General features: G+C 70.4%; 11 protein-coding genes and 3 pseudogenes. 8 read left to right on the forward strand and 6 right to left on the reverse strand.

The features are described from left to right. The first annotated feature begins 137 nt into the window (after window positions 1-137). The 5 genes from ABD067_RS23780 (at window position 138) to ABD067_RS23800 (ending at window position 10407) form a co-directional block, all read left to right on the forward strand. Window positions 138-2549, forward strand: coding sequence for a glycoside hydrolase family 65 protein (locus tag ABD067_RS23780; RefSeq protein WP_343897941.1), 2412 nt, complete (start codon window positions 138-140; stop codon window positions 2547-2549). A 275-nt stretch (window positions 2550-2824) separates the two neighbouring features. Continuing rightward, window positions 2825-4486 (forward strand): IS1182 family transposase, encoded by a 1662-nt coding sequence (locus ABD067_RS23785; protein ID WP_343897905.1) that lies wholly within the window; start codon window positions 2825-2827, stop codon window positions 4484-4486. A 228-nt stretch (window positions 4487-4714) separates the two neighbouring features. Next, entirely contained in the window at window positions 4715-7510 is a 2796-nt protein-coding gene (locus tag ABD067_RS23790; protein ID WP_343897906.1) for a PAS domain-containing protein, read from the forward strand. Beyond that, window positions 7507-9075, forward strand: a complete 1569-nt coding sequence (locus tag ABD067_RS23795) for a CHAT domain-containing protein (protein WP_343897907.1) — start codon at window positions 7507-7509, stop codon at window positions 9073-9075. Before ABD067_RS23790 ends, ABD067_RS23795 begins: the two co-directional genes overlap by 4 nt. A 15-nt stretch (window positions 9076-9090) precedes the next feature. After that, window positions 9091-10407 (forward strand): hypothetical protein, encoded by a 1317-nt coding sequence (locus tag ABD067_RS23800; protein ID WP_343897908.1) that lies wholly within the window; start codon window positions 9091-9093, stop codon window positions 10405-10407. Between the two features lie 542 nt (window positions 10408-10949). On the opposite strand, the pseudogene ABD067_RS23805 reads toward ABD067_RS23800, so the two are convergent. From ABD067_RS23805 to ABD067_RS26540, 4 genes and pseudogenes are all read right to left on the reverse strand, one after another. Continuing rightward, window positions 10950-11318: pseudogene (locus ABD067_RS23805) on the reverse strand (ATP-binding protein); the annotation flags it as partial. Window positions 11319-11378: 60 nt separating this feature from the next. Further along, the gene (locus ABD067_RS23810) at window positions 11379-11981 is read right to left on the reverse strand and encodes an IS6 family transposase (protein ID WP_343897909.1); all 603 of its coding nucleotides are present in this window, start codon (window positions 11979-11981) and stop codon (window positions 11379-11381) included. Between the two features lie 49 nt (window positions 11982-12030). After that, entirely contained in the window at window positions 12031-12465 is a 435-nt protein-coding gene (locus ABD067_RS26535; protein WP_408871595.1) for a transposase, read from the reverse strand. Between the two features lie 193 nt (window positions 12466-12658). Further along, window positions 12659-13114: pseudogene (locus ABD067_RS26540) on the reverse strand (IS110 family transposase); the annotation flags it as partial. A 335-nt stretch (window positions 13115-13449) separates the two neighbouring features. Between ABD067_RS26540 and ABD067_RS23820 the strand changes: the two are divergent. Continuing rightward, window positions 13450-14073, forward strand: a pseudogene (locus ABD067_RS23820) (IS6 family transposase); the annotation flags it as partial. 114 nt (window positions 14074-14187) lie between these two features. Here ABD067_RS23820 and ABD067_RS23825 read toward each other — a convergent pair. Next, window positions 14188-16260, reverse strand: coding sequence for an AAA family ATPase (locus ABD067_RS23825; protein WP_343897911.1), 2073 nt, complete (start codon window positions 16258-16260; stop codon window positions 14188-14190). A 144-nt stretch (window positions 16261-16404) separates the two neighbouring features. On the opposite strand from ABD067_RS23825, the gene ABD067_RS23830 reads away from it, so the two are divergent. Both ABD067_RS23830 and ABD067_RS23835 read left to right on the forward strand, forming a co-directional pair. Next, window positions 16405-18102 (forward strand): peroxidase family protein, encoded by a 1698-nt coding sequence (locus ABD067_RS23830; protein WP_343897912.1) that lies wholly within the window; start codon window positions 16405-16407, stop codon window positions 18100-18102. A 38-nt stretch (window positions 18103-18140) separates the two neighbouring features. Beyond that, window positions 18141-18500 (forward strand): hypothetical protein, encoded by a 360-nt coding sequence (locus tag ABD067_RS23835; RefSeq protein WP_343897913.1) that lies wholly within the window; start codon window positions 18141-18143, stop codon window positions 18498-18500. Here ABD067_RS23835 and ABD067_RS23840 read toward each other — a convergent pair. After that, a complete protein-coding gene (locus ABD067_RS23840) occupies window positions 18497-20476 on the reverse strand; it encodes a BTAD domain-containing putative transcriptional regulator (RefSeq protein WP_343897914.1) in 1980 nt (659 codons plus the stop codon). The two genes, ABD067_RS23835 and ABD067_RS23840, sit on opposite strands and share 4 nt — an antisense overlap. Window positions 20477-20499: the final 23 nt, after the last annotated feature.

Below are 20499 nucleotides of genomic sequence, written 5' to 3' on the forward strand. Positions count from 1 at the left end.
GGTTTGGCTCCGACACCCAGATCCGCAAACGCAATCAGCAGCTTACGCCACGCCCGTGGGCCTCGCGGGAGCCTCATCGCCAATGAGAACGCCTGGTACCGGCCCCGAGCAAGGGGACAGAGACAAGGGGGGTGACCATGCTGCGTGAACGCCAACAGCCGCCGCCCGACATCTTCTCGCCCGAGCCGTGGACGTTCGGCGCGGTGCGCTACGACGCACAGATCGCCAAGAAGTACGCCGGGCAGGCCGAGACGATGTTCGCGCTGGCCAACGGCTACCTCGGTATCCGCGGCACGCCGGAAGAAGGCCGGCCGGCGCAGGACCCGGGGGTGCTGCTGAACGGCTTCTACGAGCACCGGCCGATCACCTATGGTGAGCTTGCCTACGGCTTCCCACGCCTTGGTCAAAGCATCCTGAACTGCCCGGACGGCACCGTCATCAAGCTCTTCGTCGATGGCGAGCCCTTCCTCCCGGCGCAGGCCGAGGTGCTTTCCTTCCGCCAAGTCCTGAACCTCAAAGCGGGCACGCTGGTTCGGGAGATTTCCTGGGCATCCCCTGCGGGCCGGCGCATGCGGCTGCGGGCCCTCCGCCTGGTGTCCTTCGATCAGCGGCACCTGGCGGCGATCCGGTACGAGGTCCTGGCAGAAGATGCCGACGCCGAGATCGTCATCTCCTCGGAGTTGCAGCACCGCGCGCCGCTTCCCGGCAACGACTCCGACCCGCGCATGGCGGTCGGCTTTGCCGACCGGGTGCTGCAGCCGGCCGGAACGCGTCACGAGGAGCTGCGCGCGATCCTCAGTTACACCACCCGCAGCTCGGGCCTTGTCCTGGGCTGCGGCATGGACCACGGCCTCGAGACCATGGGCCGCTTCACGCATGAGGCCGTCTGCGAGGCGGACTTCGCCGCCGTCGTGTTCAAAGGGCTGGCCGAGAGCGGCCGGCCGGTGCGCTTGTGGAAATACCTGGGCTATCACTACGCCGACGGCTGCGATCCTGCCGGGATCCGGTCGCGGGTCGCCTGGACGCTTGACCGCGCCAAGCAGAGCGGATTCGCCTCCATCCTGGAGCGGCAGGTGGCCAGAGTCGGGCGCTTCTGGGGTAATGCCGACATCGAGCTGGAAGGGGCCGCGCCGCGGCTGCAGCAGGTGATCCGCTGGAACCTGTTCCAGCTCATGCAGGCCACGGAGCGAGCCGAGGGGCACGGTGTCAGCGCGCGCGGCCTCACTGGGCAGAGCTACGAGGGGCACTACTTCTGGGACGCCGAGATCTACGTCCTGCCCTTCCTGATCTACACGCAGCCGCGGATCGCCAGGGCTCTCCTGAAATTCCGGTACGACACCCTGGACCGTGCCCGGGCCCGGGCGACGGAACTCGGCCACCGGGGCGCCACCTTCCCGTGGCGGACCATCAACGGCGACGAAGCCTCGGCCTACTACGCGGCCGGCACCGCGCAGTACCACATCAACGCGGATATCGCCTACGCGCTGCGCAAATATGTGGAGGTCTCGGGCGACGAGGACTTCTTACGCCGCTACGGGGCGGAGATCCTGGTGGAGACGGCGCGGTTCTGGCGGGACCTCGGCTTCTTCTCCGAGCGCCGCGGCGGCCGGTTCTGCATCAACGGCGTGACCGGGCCGGACGAGTACACCGCCGTCGTGGACAACAACCTCTTCACCAACCTGATGGCGCGCGAGAACCTGCGCTACGCCGCCGACACGGCGGAGGCGATGCGGCGCGACCACGCGGAGGCCTTCGCCGCGCTGTCCCGCCGCACCGGCCTTGGCGCGGAGGAGCCCAGGGTGTGGCGGCAGGCGGCGGAGCGCATGTATCTGCCTTGGGACGAGCGGCTGCGCATCCACCCGCAGGACGACAGCTTCCTCGACAAGGAGCGGTGGGACTTCGCGAACACGCCGGAGGACCACTACCCCCTGCTGCTGCACTACCATCCGCTCAACCTCTACCGGAAGCAGGTGATCAAGCAGGCGGACACGGTGTTGGCGATGTTCCTGCTCGGCGACCAGTTCACGCCGGAGGAGAAGAAGCGCAATTTCGACTACTACGATCCGCTGACGACCCACGACAGCTCGCTCTCGGTATGCATCCAGAGCATCGTCGCCAACGAGATCGGCTACGAGCGTAAGGCGCTCGACTACTTCCGCTTCGCCGCGACGATGGACCTGTCCGACATCGGCGGCAACGTGATGAGCGGCGCGCATATCGCCTCGATCGGTGGCGCCTGGATGGCCCTGGTTTATGGCTTCGCGGGGGTGCGCGACCATGGCGGCCGCATCTCCTTCCGGCCGCGCCTGCCGGCCGAATGGCGTCGCGTGCGCTTCGCCCTGGCGATCCGGGGGCACCGCCTACGGGTCGAGGTCGCCAACGATCAAACCACCTACAGCCTGGTCGAGGGCGACGACTTGACCATCATGCATGGTGCCGAATCTATCCGGCTCACAGCCTCGGCCCGCACGGCCACCCGTGCAAACCCGTCTCGGCCGCCAGAGCCGGCGCCCGACTTCGCACCTGCCCCGATGCCAGCCCGGTCCTGACGTCGGACCGGAGCCGCCTCGCCTCCGCCGGCCTCAACGCCGGCGAGCGCGTCCTCGACCGGGGCACGGCAGGCGGAGACGACAGCAGTGCGGATGTCCGGGCGTATCCGTTCGGCTCAGCTTTCGATCACATGGCGTGATCGCGGGGCCCGCAGCGCTCCGGGTAGCAAGGTTGTGGATAGGCGTTGAATAGGGGTTCATCCGCACATTCGACACTGCTGGCAAAATCGGGGGCTGGGCGTTGAAGGGATGGTTCTGGCCAAGGTGAGGTTGCCATGTGCCTGCGTCCCACTCCGCCGCCGCCGGTGCCCGCCGACACGGCCCACGTCGCCCGGTCGGCGTTCCCGCGCGGGAACCTGCTCCTGGGCTTGCGCGACGGGCTCGGCCCCGTGTTCCACGATCGCCGTTTCGGCCGTCTCTTCCCCACCAAAGGGCAGCCAGCCGAGGCGCCATGGCGTCTGGCGCTGGTGACCCTGCTGCAATTCGCCGAAGGGCTGTCCGACCGCCGAGCCGCCGACGCCGTCCGGAGCCGGGTCGACTGGAAGTACCTGCTCGGCCTGCCGCTGGCCGACGCCGGGTTCGACAGCACCGTGCTGAGCGAGTTCCGCTCGCGCTTGGTGGCGGGCGGAGCGGAGGAGCTGCTCCTGGGCGCCGTCCTCGACGTCGCCGCCGCGCACCGACTGCTCCGGGCCGGCGGTCGGCAGCGCACGGATTCGACCCACGTCCTGGCCGCGGTCCGGGCCATGAACCGTGCGGAGTGCGCTCATGAAACGCTGCGGCACGCCTTGGAGGTGCTGGCCCTCGCGGCGCCCGAATGGCTGCTCGAGCGGGCGCTGCCGCATTGGGGAACGGCGTACGGCCCGCGCGCCTTCGACGACCGTTTGCCGAAGTCGGCCGCCAAGCGAACGGCCTGGGTCCGGACGGTCGGCGAGGACGGGCACCATCTGCTCGCCGCCGTCTCCGCCGCCGGGACTCCGGACTGGCTGGCCCGGCTCCCCGCGGCGGGCATGCTGCGCCGGGTCTGGATCCAGCAGTTCTACCTCTCCGACGGCGAGGTCCGGTGGCGCACCAAGGAGGAGGGGATCCCGCCCGCAGCGCGGTTCATCAGTTCGCCCTGCGACCCGGACGCCCACTACGCGCGCAAGAGCAGCAGGTCTTGGATCGGCTACAAGGCGCACCTGACCGAAACCTGCGACGACGGCCTGCCCCGGATCGTCACCTGCGTGCAGACCACGGCCGGACCCACCGCGGACGGCGACGTGACGACGCCAACCCACCGCGCGCTCCGCGGCAAAGGCCTGCTGCCGGCCCAGCACATCGTCGACACCGGCTATCTCGACGCCGGCCTGCTCGTGGAGACGCGGCGGGACTTCGGCGTCGACCTCGTCGGTCCCCCGCGCCCGGATCCGCGCTGGCGAGCGGAAGCCGGCAAGGGCTTTGCGATGGAGGGGTTTGCCATCCACTGGGACACGCGACGGGCCGTCTGCCCGATGGGCGTCCGCAGTTCCGGCTGGACGCCGTCGGTGGACACCCGCGGCACCGCGGTCGTCAAGGTGAAGTTCTCGGCGAGGGACTGCCGCGCCTGCATCCATCGCGCGGACTGCGCGGGTCCGAAGGCGAAGCAGCGCCTCATGACCCTCCGGACCCGAGACGAATACGCCGCGCTACAGACGGCGCGGCAACGCCAGCGAACTCCGGACTTCCGCGGCCTCTACGGGCTCAGGGCCGGGGTCGAAGCGACCATCTCGCAGGCCGTGCGAGGCTTCGGCCTGCGCCGGTCGCGCTACTTCGGCCGGGCGAAAACCCACCTCCAGCATGTCGCCACCGCGGCTGCGATGAATCCATCCCGCCTCGTTTGCTGGATCGCCGGCGATCCCTTGGCACCAACCCGGCGGTCGAATCTCGGACGCCTGATCCACGCCCAAGGCGCCGCCTGACTTCGCCAGCAGTGTCGAAAATGCGGAAGAGCCGGTTTGCGGAGGCGTTTGACACCGTCGGCACGCCCGGCCCGGGTTGGGCGCCTGTGACAGCCGTCACACCAGCGTTCCCGCCACTTGGCTAGAGTACGTGCGCGGACTGGACGGGCGCTTGCGGCCACGGAAGTGGGAACCCTGGTGGACGTAGCACCCGATCGTGAGGTCGCGAACAATGGGAGGTTTCGGCCCGTGGACGACGAGGCGGCCTGGGCGCTGCTGAACTCCCCGTTCCCCTGCGCCCTTGCGGACCGGGGCGGGACACTGACCGCCATCAACCCTGCGGCGGCGCGACTGCTGCCGCAGGCGCGTGTGGGGCGAGCAGTGGCTCCCCTGCTCGGGTTGGACCTCGCGCGATTGCTCGCGGAGGCGGCGGCGCCGGCGCCAGAGCCGTTGCCCAGCCTCGCGGAGGCGCCAGACGGCTCGACGGCGGCGCTACTGGCGCACCCTTTCCCGGCCAGGGGCGGCGGACTGGTCATCGGGCTCACCGACCTGACCGCGGCCCGAGAGGCCGAGCAGCGCCGCTTCGAGAAGACGCCTTACGGCACCTTGCGGCTAGACCCCAAGGGCCGAGTCCGGTACGCCAACGGCGCGGCACGGCGGCTGTTTCAGGGCCCATGCGTCGGGCGGGACTTCGCCTCGATGTTCGAGCCGGCGGTCGCGGAGCAGATCCGCCGCGCTTTCCAGGCGGCCGTCCGCACCGAAGAGGCGCAAAGCGTCCCGGTCGGCTGCGGCTTCCGCATCGTGGCCGGAGCCCTCAGCTTCCCCTCGGAGCCGTGGGTGACGCTGCTCCCTGACTACGCCCCGGGCGGCCGTCTGGTCGGCGTGCTCGCTGTGGTGCGGAAGCGGATCCTCGAGGCGCTCCGGCTCCAGCTGCGGGAAGCCGCGGTCGACGCCGATGGCCCTGCAGACCTCCGCGGGTGGGCGGACCGCATGCGGGCGCTGCTGGACGTGCTGGCGTTCGCGGTGCCGTTCGACCGCGCGTACTTCACCTGCTTTTCGCGCGACGGCGCTTGGGCGCGGCCTGTCCTCGCCCACCCGGGCGAGCCCTGGCCCGTCGCCTGGGTCCCGGTGCCGCCGAGCATGCGCGAACGGCTGCGGGCAGGACATTTCGCATTCGAATTGAACGAACTCTTAGAGACCGACCCCGGGCTCGGTGAGAACCCGTTGGTGGCCCGCCACGTAGCGGACGGGATGGTGTCGCATTTCGTGCTGCCAGTGCCGTTCGGCCAGCCCGAGGCGGCGCTGACACTGGCCTCCCGCAAGCCCGGCCTCTTCCGCGATGGCGGAGGCGGGGACGCGGAGGGGGACGCTTCTTGGTCGTCGATCGAGGACGCTTGGCCGCCGCCCCCTTCCAAGGCGGCGATCAGGCTGCAGCTCGAGCCTCCGCTGCTCGCGCTGCTTCGCCAGATCGAGCGCCACGACGCCAGCGTTGAGCGCATCGGCGACACCGCCGAGGGCGCGAAGACCGTGCCGGAAGCCACGCGGACTCTGCTGCAGGGCCTGGTCGAGCATTTCGGCTGGGACCACGCGTCGGTCTTCGTCGCAGAACGTGGAGCGGAACGCACCGAGTTCCGCCCTTTCGTGCAGTACCCGGCCACCGACGCCGACGGCGGCCCGCACCCGTTGGCCATACCGTGGTCCCACCGTCAACCGCTGTATGACCCGGCGCCAGGCGAGCCCTTGGACGAGGAACTCGCGCGGGAATCGGGCATGTTGGGCGCGGCGGTGCGCAGCGCCCGCCACGGCGGCTCGGGCGTCGTGGTCGCAGCGGACGTGAGCGATCCGCGAACGCACGGGAAGCCGCCGCACTGGTTCCGCTCGGTTTCCAGGAGCCAGGCGTCCGCGTTGACCGTGGCGATCACCATCGACGGCCGCACGCGCTGGGTGCTCGACACCGTGTCCCGTCACGCGAACGCCTTCATCGAGGAGGACGGCGCGCGCGTGGCGGCGCTGGTGCGGAGGCTCGCCGACCGCGTCGCGGCGCTCCGGACCGCCGCGATAAACGAGACCCTGATCGAGCTGGTGGAGCAGGGCGTCGTGGTCACGGACGGCGCCGGAACCATCCTGCGGGCGAACCGGAGCGCGCAGGGCATCCTGGGCCTGCTCGCGGACCGACCGCCCGATGGCGCCCGCCTCCACGACCACTTGTGTCCCGACGCCGACGGCGAAGCCACGCGGTTGCCGGAAATCGGGCATAGGCGCACGAAAGTGCGGCTCGGACCGGTTGGCGGCGAAGGCCACGACGTGTGGGTCGAGCGCTTCGAGGACAGCACCGAAACGCGCGACTTGGTGTGGTTGCTCGACGCCACCCAGCACGAGGCCTTCACGCACGACACCCGCTACATCCAAGCGACAGTGGAAGAGGTGGCGCGCCAGACCCGGGGCCCGCTGCTGCTCGCGTCCGCGCTGGCCAGGCGGATCGCTTACGGCCCCCAGTCGCACATGGAGCCCGTGGCCAAGGCGGCCAAGAAGCTGCGGGCGGAACTCACCAAAGCCGACATCACCTTCGAACGGCTCGCCGAAACCGCCGACGTCCGGCGCGCCCCGAAGCGGGAGGAGTCGGACGTAGAACTCCGCGAGTTGGTCGCAGGCATCAAAGACGGCCTGCCCGAGGCGGATGCCGGCTTGATCCACGGGCCGACCGGCGAAGCCACCGTCGCGGGCGACCGCGGCCGCCTTTCCTTCGCGCTTCGCACCTTGATAGGGCACCTGCTGGCGCGCGCGCCCGACAAGATCGACGTGACGCTGCGGCGGTCCGCGGCGGACGGCGCGGTCTTGTCGCTGCGGGCCGTGTGCCTCCGGCCCGAGGCGCCGGACGACGAAGGGGGCGAGCTGGGCAAGGCCGCGTGCGCCGCCCGGGAGGCTGCTGGCCGGAGCCTGGGCACGGTGATGGCAGTCCTGCGGGCACACGGCGCGGGCTTCGAGGAACGGCAGGACGGTTACGAGCTCCGCTTCCGCCTGCCCATTCGTGAGGCATTGACATGACCCTCTACATGGTCAGCAGCGACGAGGCGGTGCAGGACAGCGTGAGCATCACGCTCGAGGACTTCATCGAGAAGGGCAGCCCGTTGCGGGAACTACGGCCGCACAGCGCCAACGACGCGCGGGACAGGCTTGCGACGAGAGATCCCCCGTCGGCGGTGATCTTGGACAAGGAGGCACCGGGCGCGGAGGAGCTCCTCGATTGGATCGCGAAGAAGGTGCCGACCGTGCCGGTGGTTCTGCCGATCCGCGCGCCGGAGCTCTCGCACATCGCCGCGGTGCTCCGTCCGCGGGTCTGGGGCTGGGACATGAGCGCTGACCCGGACGACCCCGACGCGGCCGAGAAGCGGCTCGCCGCCGTTCTAGGCGCGGCGGTCGCTCCGCCGGCCAAGCGGAGGCTGCTCGCCGTGGTGCGTTTCACGGGTCCTGCCGCGCAACTGGCGGTGGTCGAGAACGGCATCTCGCACTTCAGCGGCCTGCCGCTGCTGGTGGACGGGTGGAAGCGAGACAAGCTCAACCGCCTGGCCCAGGAGAACCTCGAACCCTTCAGGGAGGGCCGGCTCCGCGAGCTCAAGACGCTCTGGGCGGAGTTCAGCGAGCGCGGGATCGACGTGATGAACTACCTGTTCGACTCAGCGGCCGCCGATCTCATAGACCGCAGCGACGTGGACAGCTTGGAATTCCGCTTCGAGATCGAGGACGAGGCGCTGGAGGCACGGTTCGGCCTGCCGCTCGAACTGTTGTGCAAGGAGCTCGGCACCGATTTCCTCTGCAAGCTCCGTCCCATGGCGCGGGGGATTGTCAAGGCGCGCAAGGCGTCCCCCGCCGTTCTGGCGGTGGGTCCAGCCGCCAACGCTAACGCCCCGGCCGCGCCCCGCCGGCCGCCGCCGCTTGTGCTGTTCGTGGACGCCAGCATGGTGGTCGGCCAGCCGGCGGTGTTCAGCGCGGAAGGCGTCGTCTTCCCGTCGTTCGACGAACTGCGCGAAACGGCGGCGGAGCAACTCAATGGCCTGCGCGACCTGGAGCAGAAGAAACGGGGCTCGCCGGAGCTGCCGCTCTGCAGAATCGAGATCTTTCCTCCGCCCGGTTTCAAGATCGGGGAGACGAAGTACGCGGCGGCCCTGGAGGAGCGGCTGCGCGCACCGGCCGACAAGCTGCCGCGGCCCGACATACTGCATTTCTGCGGCCACGGCATCACCACCACGCATCTTAAGTCGCGGAAGACGCAGTTGATCCTGCCCGGCACCGATGGCGCCGATCCGGACCCGCTGCCCGTTGATCTGCTCGCTGGCTGGCTGCCCGAAGGTTTGCGCCTGATCTTCCTCGCCGCCTGCCAGAGCGTCTCGCCGCACGCCGCGCGGGCGCTGCACCACAGGCTCCAATGCGACCTGATCGGCTTTCGCTGGACGATCGACGCGACGAAGATCGCGGACTTCACCAGAAATTTCTACGCGGCGCACCTGGACGACGGGCTGACCACCGCCGCCGCCTACCAACGCGCGTGCGAGAGTTCATACCGCGATACGCACACGGCCTGGGTGTCCGCCGTGGCGTTGGCGGCGGCTTAAAAAGGAGGGGGTGGCATGCGCTGGGGCGGCGACGTCGTCGAGGCGGTCCACGAGGCGTGGCAGGGCTTAAAGACCCGACCCAATTTGCGCCAAGCCTACCTGGAGGTCGCGGAAGCGAGGGAGCCGGGCGCACCCCCGATGGCGGTGCGCGACTTCACGGCCGAGGAAAGCTACGCCAGCGTCCGCGTCGTCGAGCTGCGGCTGGCGGAGGCGCGGCGCTACGCCGCCGAGTTCCTGCCGATGTGCGCCTGCTTCCTGCGGGAGGGCGACGGCGGGGGGCAGCGCACGCTGCCCGTCGTGCTCGGGGCGGACACCATCCGCGGCGGCCTCGGCGCCAACGCGCCCAAGGACGCCGGGCGCAACCTCGCCATCCACAACATGGACGTCGTGCGGAACCTGCCGGTGCGGGCCACGGGTCTCACGATGTACCTGTCGCTCTGTCGGTTCAAAGACGACTCGCTGACCAGCGGGTTGCTCGCCTTCGCCGCGGAAGCGGCGAAGGCGATCGGCGGGGAGGCGGCCGCCGCGCCGGTCCGCGTCGCCGGCGACCTCACCGGCAAGCTGCAGGCGTTGCTCGGCTCCGGCAGCGTCGAGACGCGCTTCGCTCGCCTGGACGGCGACGCGCTGCGGAAGAGCGGGCATCGGCTGCTGGCGGCCTCCACGTCCGCCTTCGCTGGGCGGCTGGAGGTCCAGGACGGGGTGCTGGTGCAGGTGCAAGGCGGGACCCGGCGCACGGTGGACGACGCTGACTACCTCCTGCTGGAGTTCCGCCACCTGCCGACGCTGCTGGAGGGCAACCTGCATTTTGCACAGGTGAAGGGGCTGCCCTTCCACAACCATTTCCTGGCGGCGCAACAAGCGATCATCGCCGCGCGAGGCCACCCGTCCGCGCTGGTCGACGACTTGATGATCAAGCTGGAGCAGGAGATCTACGCGTCCCCGGCGCTGACGGAGCGCGACCGACCGTTGCTCAACGCCCTTTACACCACGGCGCGACGGCAAAAGGAGAAGTCGTACGGCCCAAAGACCGCTTCCGGCACCGACGTGCCGGAGCTGGGCCGGATGGCCGCGCTCGCCGGGCGGGCGGAGCAGGGAGCCAAACGGGTGCTCGGCGACGTTCGTCGCGTGATGGCCGATCTCGTCATGAAGGCCGGCGACGTGACGGCCGGCCATCCCGCGGCGGATGTCGGCGCCGACGATCGGCCCGTGCCCGACGAAACCCTCGCCGCCATCGGTCGACGCCTGCTGGAGGCGCTTCCGTCGACCGTGGATGACCGGACCGCGCGCGCCGTCAATGCGGCCCTGCTCCGTTCCGTCCGCATCGGCCCATGATACGCTGAACCGCTGTTTCGCCGTGGGCCGGCGCTCATCGGAGGATGCACCCACTCACGGCTCGCACCGCATGGTGGGCGAGCCACGGCAGCGTGTGGCCGGAAGGCTGTTGCGACCGGGACGCTCAAGCGCCGCGGAGAGCAGCGCAAGCAGCCAGGGCGGGCCACGCCAGGCGGCTCGTTCACATTGCTTGGGTGAGCGCGCCGTGGCCGGCGCGGGCACCGCCGGTGGGTAAGCGGTCGCCCCTGCGTTCGGGCGAGTGGCGGCGGGGTACGCGAGCGGCTACGCCAAGGGCGGCCGAGAGCCGGGCTGGGAGCGCTGCCCTGTGCCGGCGTTGGCGCCCGATCGGGTTGTCTGGTCCGCCGGTTCGCCGTCCGCGGTTCCCGGACCGAACCGAGGGCTCCGGACCGGCTCGGTGCGGATGCCAACGATGCCAGCCGGGGCTTCCGATCAAAGCCAGCCGCCCGTTCCTGCCGAAGCCAGCCGGGCGTTCCGATGGAAGCCGGCCGGGGAGGGGCGGTCTGCAGACGTGGTGATTTGGCTCAGCTCTCCTGGTTCGCGTCAACGACGGTCGCGCGCCGGGCGGCGCGCCGGCGCATGGATTCGCCCCTCAGCCCGATCCGGCGGGCGTTGTGCACGAGGCGGTCCAGGATGGCGTCGCCGAGGGTGGGATCGGCGATCCACTCGTGCCAGTCGGGCACCGGGAGCTGGCTGGTGAAGATGGTGGCGGCGCGGCCGTGCCGGTCGTCCACGATCTCCAGCAGGTCGCGCCGCTGCTCGGGCGTGAGCGGGGTCAGCCCCCAGTCGTCGAGGACCAGCAGCTGGACGCGGGCCAGGCTCTTGAGCACGCGGGCGTAGCGCCCATCGCTCCGTGCCAGGCCGAGCGCCTCGAGCAGCCGCGGCAGGCGCAGCATTGCCAACTTGGTGTGCGGGAAGGCCCGCGCAATCAGGCCGCGGTACGGCTCAGAGCTTCACGCGGCCGTCTGGACGCAAGTCTCCTGCCGCCAGACCCGGAAGGCCCCGGCGCGGGCGGAGCGGTACCGAGCGGCGGTCATCAGGTGCCGGCGCGGACGGAAGTGGCCGTAGATCATGGCGTGCAATGAAAAGAACCGCTGCGCCTGGTCCGGCGACTTGAAACGCTGAATCTGCCGCTCCCGCCGCCGCGTCGGCCTGTGGGAATTCTCGGCACGATTGGTGAGGCACCGGCCGGTCCGGTGCCGCACGTCGGGCAGGACCTCGCGCTGAGCCGCGCCGTAGCTCCTCAGGCCGTCGGTGACGATGCGTTTCGGCTTGTACCTCAGTCCGGCCAGCAAGCACTTGGAGAAGCGCTTGGCCGCCGTGGCGTTCCGCCGCGTCTGCACCAGGATGTCGAGCACGACGCCATCCTGGTCCACCGCGCGCCAGAGGTAGTGCAGCACGCCATTGATCCGCAGGAAGACCTCGTCGAGGTGCCAGGTGTCGCCCGGCCTCGGCCGTCGCCGGCACAGCCTCCGGGCGAAGTCGGCGCCGAACCGGAGGCACCACTGCCGGATGCTCTCGTGCGTGACGCCGATGCCCCGCTCGGCCAGGATCATCTCCGCATCCCGCAGGCTCAGGCCGAAGACGTGGATGCTCCTATGTCAGTCAAGGCGCTTCGGGACAGCCGCTCGCCGGCCTCGGTGTGGCGCACAGATGGCGGAAAATCTCTCGCGCGACGAACCGCTTGAGGCAGCGGATGATCTCCGCCTTGCTCTTCCCTTCGGCCGTTCGCCGCCTGACGTAGCCGATGGTGGGCTCGTGCGCCCGCATCCGCACGACGACCACGCGGTGCAGCGCGGCATTGGCCTGCCTGTCCCCGCTGCGGTTCAGCCGGTGCCTGTTGGTCTTCCCGCTCGAGGCCGGCACCGGACAGACGCCGCACAGCTTCGCCAGCGCGGCCTCCGAGTGGACGCGCCCCGGGTTGTCGCCGACCAGGACCAGCATCTCCGCGGCGGTCCCCACCCCGATGCCGTGGGCCTCGACCAACGCCGGCGACCAACGCCGGCGAGCGGCGCCGGACGAGGCGCTCGAGATGCGCATCGTGCGACTTGATCTCGTCGTCGAGGGCGAGCCAGCGCCGGGCGATGGCGCGCAGGCTGGCCTTGGCCGAGGCCGCCGTGGTGGTGAGCTTGCCCGGCCGCAGCGCGGCGAGGTGCCGCAGCAGCGCCCTCTTGCCCCCGACCGCCTCGAGCTGCTCGCGCAAGGCCGCGGGAGCCTCGACGATGAGCGACTTCAGCGTGAGCATGGCCTGCGTCCGCGCCTTGACCGCGGTGCCGCGGGCGACCTTGAAGTGCCGGATCATCTCCACCTCGCTCGTGCCGGACTTCGGAACGGCCGCGCTGCGGCCGCCCAGGAGTGCGCGGGCCGCGGCCTCGGCGTCGAGTTGATCGGTCTTGCCGTGCTGGTGGCGGGCCCGCCGGTCGGGCCGGCAGACCTCGTGGACGGCGTGGCCCCTCTCGCGCAGGAACCGCGACAGGCCCGCGCCGTACGACCCCGTGCCCTCGACGGCGAAGGCGCGGGTAGCCCCGAGCGAAGAGGCCCAGGCCTCCAGGTCCCGGTATCCCCGCGTGCAGGCAGGGACGGTCAACTCCGCCACGCGGGCACCGAGCCCGGTGATGGCGACGGCGGCATGGGTCCGCTTATGCGTGTCGACGCCTACGATGATGTCGGGCGGGTTGGCCTCGCTCATGTCACCGGGTCTCCGGACGGGGTGGGGACCCGGCAGTCCAGCAGGGGGACAGGACTGTGATGGGACGAACGCTGCCAGGCTCCTATGAGGTCACATCCCGCTCGACCGCCGGTGTCGCTTGGAAGGCCGACAGATCCACGTCAGGACACGCGGTCAATAGAAACCAGGGGTCAGGCCCGCCAAGCGGCCCGGATATTCTCACAGTAGAGCCAAAGGGCATGGCCGATGATCTCGGCGGGGAAGCGGTATCCAGGGTAGGTGGCAGGCTCGAGCGTCATCCCGCCAGCTTCGCGCAGCCAGCTCATTCCGGCCAGAGACGGCCAACTTGGCGATGCCGCTGGGTTCTGCGGTATGCGCACGAAGTTAAGAGGCGGCTGCGATGGCGGTGGCGGGGACCACGCTCGACAAGCTGGCGCGTCGACGAAACATACGTGAAGGTTCGTGGCCAGTGGGCCTACCTTTACCGGGCTGTCGACAAGCACGGGAACACCATTGATTTCTACCTCTCGCCGACGCGCAGCACAGTCGCGGCGAAGCGCTTCCTCGGCAAGGCCCTGAACGGCCTGAAAGACTGGCAGAAGCCGATGGTCATCAACACCGACAAGGCACCAACCCACGGTGCCGCATTGGCCGAGCTGAAGAAGGGAGGCAAGTGCCCGGAGGGGACGCTGCACCGGCAAGCCAAGTACCTCAGCAACGTCATCGAGGCTGACCACGGCAAGCTGAAACAGCTGATCCGGCCGGTCCGGGGCCTCAAGACGCTTGAGACGGCTTACGCGACGATCAAGGGTTTCGGGGCGATGCGCGCCCTTCGCAAAGGGTAGGCACGCGCCTTCAACGTCACGGGCGACATCCTCGGCGAAGCGCGCATCGTCGAGCGCGCCTTCGGGCTTGGTGCTTCCGCCTTGGCCGAGGCCGTCCAGTTTGTCGGCCACCGGCTCGAACTCAAAGCAGCGTAAGAGACCTACTGACCCATCAGGTCACCCTCGCGCATCCTGCGCCAGAGGTTTGCAACAGAACCCCTCATGGTTCCCCACCGGGCGCGGCCGGCAATCCCACCACCTCCGCGGACGCTATCGTGGACCAAATCGCCGCCGCGCCAGCAGCATGGATTGATAGGTCGCCTCACGGACCAGGGTGTGGCGGAACGAGTAGGTGGCCGCCGTACCCGAGCCGTCCCGATCCAGGAATTGCTCGGCCACAAGCCGGGCGAGGAGCCTGCATGCCACCGTCGCGCTGACTCCCGCGGCCGCTTGCACCTGGGCTTGGCTGAAGCACGACCCGAGCCCGGCGCACAGCTGCGCTATCGTCTTGCCGTCGCCGAGGTGGTCCAGGCGGGACATCACCAATCCGCGTAGTGTGACCGGAATGGGATGCGGGGGCAGCATCCCGCCGTACGCCCCGCCGCCAGGGGGCGAGCCTGAGTTCGGTGCCGCTGCCGCGCGCGCCAGCTCCTCCATGAAAAGCGGCACGCCATCCGATCGCTCCAGTGTTTCGCGTCGCACCACCGCCGGCATCTCCTTCCCGATCACCAGCGACTCGAGCATCTCGGACGCTTCCGGCTCCCGCAGGCGGTGCAGGTCGAGCAAGGAGACGCCCGGATGATCGAGCCAGGGGGGATCGAACTCCGGTCGAGCCGTGAAGACCGCCAGAGCCGCCGATGCAGGCAATCGCTCGATAAGGATCTCGAGCAAGCGAAGCGTCGCTCCGTCGGCCCATTGCGCATCCTCCACCACCAGAAGTGTCGGCCGGCAAGCGGTCCGCGGCGGCAGCAACTCGTCCACCACGTCGGCAAGGCTGCGGAAACGGGCCGACGGCCCTCTGGGCAGCCGCTGGGTCGCCATGGCAAGGGGCCAGGGGGCGTTCGTCGTGTGCTCCTGCCCGCAGCGGCAGGTAATCAAGAGAGGGCCGCTTGCGGCGACTTGCGCCTGCAACTCCTGCGCCAAGCGCGACTTGCCGATGCCGGCCTCGCCCCGCAGCACCACAGCTCGGCCGCCGCCCTGCGCGGTGCAGGACCAGAGCCGTCGCAACTCCGCGAGTTCGTCCGTCCTCCCGACCAGTGGCGTCAGCGTGCGGCTGGCCTCCAGGCGGGTTGTGGCACCGGTCGGGCCCACGACGGCGAAGGCCCCCATCATGCGCGAAAGGCCGCGCAACGCCTGCGGACCGAGCGGGCGGCACTCGAAGAAGCCCTGTACGGCACAAAACGTGGCATCGCTGACCAGCAGCGTGTCGGGCTCGGCCGCCTGCTGCAGGCGCGCCGCCACGTTCGGGCCCTCACCCACGATCGTGATCGCCTCCTGCCCTGTGCCTACGCCGAGATCGCCAACCAGGACGACATCGGTGTGGATCGCGGCGCGCACAGCGAGTGCCGGCATTCCCTCGGCTGCCAAGTCGGTATTGAGGTCCCGCATGGCGCCAAGGACGCCGAGGCCGGCCCGAACCGCCCGAACGGGGTCGTCCTCGTGCGCCGTGGGGCAGCCGAAGCAGGCCATGACGCCGTCGCCGACATATTGCGCGACGATGCCGCCGGCGGCGGTGACCGCGTCGGCGCAGGCCTTGCGATAGGCGAGGATCAGGGCACCGTAGTCCTCGAGGTCGAGGCGGCTCGACAGGCCGACGGAGTCCACCACGTCGCAGAACAGGACGCTGACCGGCCGCCGCTCCGCGTCTCTCGCCCGCAGGCGAGTCGGCGGGGCCTGCAGCCCGGCCGCTAGCCGGCCTACGGGTGGCGGTACGCCAAGGGCAGCGCGCGACTCCTCGCCACTGGGACGGTGAAGGGTCCCGCATTCGGGGCAGGGCAGCGCCAAGCCGGCGTCAAGGGAGCCGAGGGGAAGGCCATCGGCGGTGGCGTGGCTGCGGTAGGCGTAAGCGGCCGCCCGGGGCTCCGCTCCGCCCGCGGCGGGCGTGCCGGCACGGCGGCGCGGTCGGCCGCCGCACGGCCGCCGGCCCGCATCCACTCTCCACCTGGCTCCGGTTGACACCACCTCGGGAATGCGGCGCCGGCCGGCGGGCGTCGCCACGACCGCCGCAACCGGCTCGCCCCGGCCGGGGCCGACAAGTTCCGGCTCGGCAGCGCCTGGGTTGTTGCCCGGAGCGCCGTCGGGCCTGGCCCGGTCTCTCCCGTCAATGTCGGTGAGGGTCGCCATGCCGCTTCCTCGCCATTATCGCGCCGCCGGCCGGATCGGCCGAGGTGCGAGGCGGATTGGACCAGATGCGCCAGCAACGGCCCGTGATGCGCCGGCGGTGGCCACCCTCCGGGGAATTCACGCTGGACTCACGCTGGCCCTGCGATGTTGCGCGCCGGCGTGATTGAGGAGGGTGCGATGCAGGCGCTGCACGGTGGATCTCCGCTTGGCGCGACCGACACGGCGACGGCCCCACCGCCGCCCGCGGCGGTGGGGCCGTCGACGGGCGGTGGGCCGGACAGAGGGGCGGCGCGGGAAGGCAGGCTCCGCAACTTCCTCGGCGAGCCGGCCGAGCGCTTCGCGGCGATCGAGAAGACGCCACAGCGGCTGAAGGCGCTGGCACACATGATGACCCGGACAGCCGGGACGCGGGAGCGAGACTCGAAGATCCCGGCCGGCTTCACCTACCTGTTGCAGTTCGTCGTCCACGACCTCGTCGACACCGAGCCGTCCGTGCTGGAAGCGCCCCACGTGGAGCCGGGGGATCGCGGGAACCGGCGCCGGAAGCCGCTGCGGCTGGAGACGCTCTACGGCGACGGCGCCGGCCGCGCCGCGGAAAGGGACGAGTCCGATGCTGACAAGCTGCTGGTCGGGCCGATGGCGCCAGGAGGGGCAGGCAAGGGCGGCGCCGCGCCGCGACGCGACGCCCCGCGCTGCCCGCTGGCGCAGGCGGGCGAGGAGCCGCCCTTCTGGCGGACGCTCCTCGCCGACGAGAAGAACGACACCAATGTCGTCCTGTCGCAACTGACCGTGCTCTTCACGATGCTGCACAACGAGCTTGTCGAGGCGCAAGGCAAGGGCGCGGAGGGGCGCTTCGACAAGGCCCGCCAAGCGACGACGCTGATCTACCGCCACATCCTGCGCCAGGAGGTGCTGCCGAAGATCATTCATCCCGCCGTGTGGAAGCTCTACGACGGCGGCTTCGAGCGGCTGGAGCCAGGCCCGACGAGCGCGTTGCCGGTCGAATTCACGCACGGCGCCTTCCGTTTTGGTCACGCGATGGCACAACACCGGTACCAGCTCAATCAGGCGACCGAGGACTACCCGACCCGAATCACGGACCTCCTGCGGCAGACCGCGGAACGGGCCGGGCGCGAGGATCTGCCATTGACGGCGGACTGGATCGTCGCTTGGTCGCGGTTCTTCGGGTTCGAGGGTCGGACGGAGCCGAATTACGCCCGCCGCATCGGGCCAACCGTCATCGGCTCGCTCACCGCGGAGACGCTGTTCCCGCCGAAGGGCGCCGCCGGTATGCCGGGCCTCGTCCACCGCGACCTGATGAGTTCCGCCTTGGCCGGGCTCTGGTCGGTGCGTGCGCTCATCCGGCGGCTTCGCGAGGATGAGCGGCTGGAGCAGTTGCGGGATCTATTGCCCGGGAGCGATGCGGAACTGCGCGCGCAGGTTCGCGGCTGGCTGGAGAAGAACAGGCACCCTGAGTTCCAGTTGGAGGACGCGGACGTCGCCGCGCTCACCGACGATCCGCCGATGTCCTTCTACGTCCTGCTCGAGGCGGAGTTGGCCCGCCAAAAGGAGGGGTATGCCGATGTCGAGACCCTCGGGCCGCTCGGCTCGGTCGTCGTTGCGGAAGTCATGCTCGGCATTCTCGATCACGAAGATCCGGAGTTCGGCAGGGCCGGAGGGCCGCTGGCGGACAAGCTCACCGGCGTTTCGAAGGCGTTCCACGGTCTCGGAAATTTCGACACCATGGCCGGCCTCATCCACTTCGTCGATGAGCGCCGCCCGCACCCCTCAAGCAAGGTTCCCGCCCCCCGGTCCGCGGATCCGGAGCCGGACCTCGTCTGAGCCCACCGCCGTTCTGGCGGCAACGCAGGGAGATCACCATGAGGCTTCTTGACATTACCGATCACATGAAAATGGGCACGCTCATCGAGGCTTGGTCGAGGGGCGACCAACCGGTTCCGAAGGACATCGAGGAGTTCAAGCGGCAGTTGGTCGCCAACGGCATCGCCGCCGAGGTCCCCGAGACGGGGTTCGTCGCCCTGCGGCATGACGCGAGCACCTTGGTCCTGAAGGTTCCCTCGCCGGACATGCTCGCGCGCCTACGCGAACCCGCAAGCTGGCCGCTGCCGGCGATCTATGACAAGGCCTTCAACGGCCCGCGCAAGCCGGCGACGGACCCGGCCTACGCCGTGCTGAACGTCGAGCGGTTCGGCGATTACAGCATCACCAACTGCGGCTAGAAGGCGGCATCGTACCATCCACCGTGCGCGGCGCCTGCCGTGGGCAGGCCCGCGCCGGCGACACCCCGGCGCAGCCGCTCCCAGTCGTCCGGGCGCCGGATCGGGTAGAGGTGCAGCAGCCAGCGCGTGATCGTCTCCGGCGTCGGCGCGGACTGCCCGTACCAGCAGGCGGACACCGTCGTGCAGAACCGCTCCGCCGCCGCCGCCGCTTCCTGCCGCCGGCCGAGATTGTGCAGCGCCGCGGCGCGCCACGCCTGCATGGTGCGGATCACGTCCGCCGACCGGTCGCAGGCCTCGAGCGCGGCGGCGTCGTCCCCGCGCAGGTAGGCGTTCGTCACCTCGTAGGCCCAGTGCGCCGCGCTCGGGACGAGGGTCATTCGGAGCGACTGCCGCCCGAGCGTCTCGGCGAGTTCGTGCTCCCCGTTGAAGGCGTGGAACAGCGCCAGCGAGATCACCAGCCAGGAATCGTCCGGGTTCAGCTCGAGCGCCAAGCGCATCGGGACATCGGCCTGGGCGTGCTGTCCCGCCATGGTCAGCGACCATCCCAGGTGGAGCTGCGAGCGGCTGTCCATCGGGTCCAGCTCCACCGCCCGGCGCGCATTGGCCAGGGCCCGCTGCTCCCGCGCCCGGGCGCGATGCGTGCCGGGGCGGATGATGTGCGCCAAGTTGTCGAGCTGCGCCAGATGGCTGTAGGTCGGCGCGAAGGCCGGGGTGCGCGCCGCCATCTCCTCCAGCATGCCGAAGGCCCGGTCCCAGTCGCGGTGGCTGAAGCTCAGCACCATCTGCTGGCAGCGCAGCCAGCGGTCGTAGCCCTCCAGCGTCACGTCCGGCTCGCCGGCCAGCCGCGCCAGCCGCGCCGAGGAGATCTGCATGTTGAGCGCGATGGCGATGCGGCGGAGCACGTGCTGCTGCGCCTCGAACCAGCCGTCCAAGCTCAGCTCCAGCCGCTCGCTCCAGACGAAGATGCCGCTCTCCTGCTCGGCCAGGGTCAGCGCCATGCTGATCCGCTCGCCGGCGCTGTAGGCGCTGGCGCCGATGCGGTAGCGGCCGGAGACCCGCGCCCGGGTCTGGTCCGGCGGCGGAAGCGTCGGGCCGTCCACCACGAACCACTCGCGGAAGCGCACAAGCCGGGCGATCAGATCGTGCCGGAAGCCCTGCACGAGGTGCTGCCGGTCCGGGCCGACGCCGTGGACCGCAAAGGGCTCGACGAGCAGCGCGATGCGGGGCGGCACCGTCGGGGTGGAGGCCGCAGGGGCGGACGGCGCCGGCCGGGGTCCGGCTGGAGCCGCGGCGTGCGGGAGCGGCGGCGCCTCCGGCCGGCCTTGCTGCTGCGGCGGAGGCTCGAGCCTGCCCAGCTTGATGTCCGCCACGAGCTGCTGCGTCGCCAGCGTGGGCTCGGTGTCGTAATCCTCCGCCAGCACGCGCCATAGCGCCTCGTAGGCGCGCAGTGCCGCGACCGGGTCGCCCGCCTCGGCGCAGTCCCGCATCAAGGCGCGGCACGCCTCTTCGTGCGTCGGGTCGAGATGCAGGATCGCCCGCGCCGCCTGCCGGCGCCCTAGGCGGGCAACGCCCTCCTGCCGGAGCATGGTTTCCAGCACCCGCAGCAGGCGGTCATGCACCGCCTGCCGCCGGGCCATCAACCAGACCCGGAAGGCGGGGTCGAGGTCTTCCAGTCCGATCAGCAGCATCTCGTCGAGGTGGGGCACGTCGAGCAGCAGCGGATGCACCGTTCCCGCCTCGGCTTGGCGCAGCACCTCGCGCGCGTCCAGTATGGTCCCGTGGGCGTCGAGGCCGAGCGTCGCACGCCCTGCCTGCAGACTGGAAAAGCCGGCGGCCTGCAACGCTTCCCGCAATTCATGTACCACTTGGCGGAGGGAGGCGCGCGCCTTCTCCTCCTCGGCTTCGCTCCAGAGCAGGCCGACCAAGCGCTCCCGCGTCGCTGCCCCGGCCTCCTCCAATGCGAGGTAGGCCAGCACGGCACCCGCCTTGCGGCTGCGGA

This window comes from Craurococcus roseus (assembly GCF_039523795.1).
Classification (GTDB): Bacteria; Pseudomonadota; Alphaproteobacteria; order Acetobacterales; family Acetobacteraceae; genus Craurococcus; species Craurococcus roseus.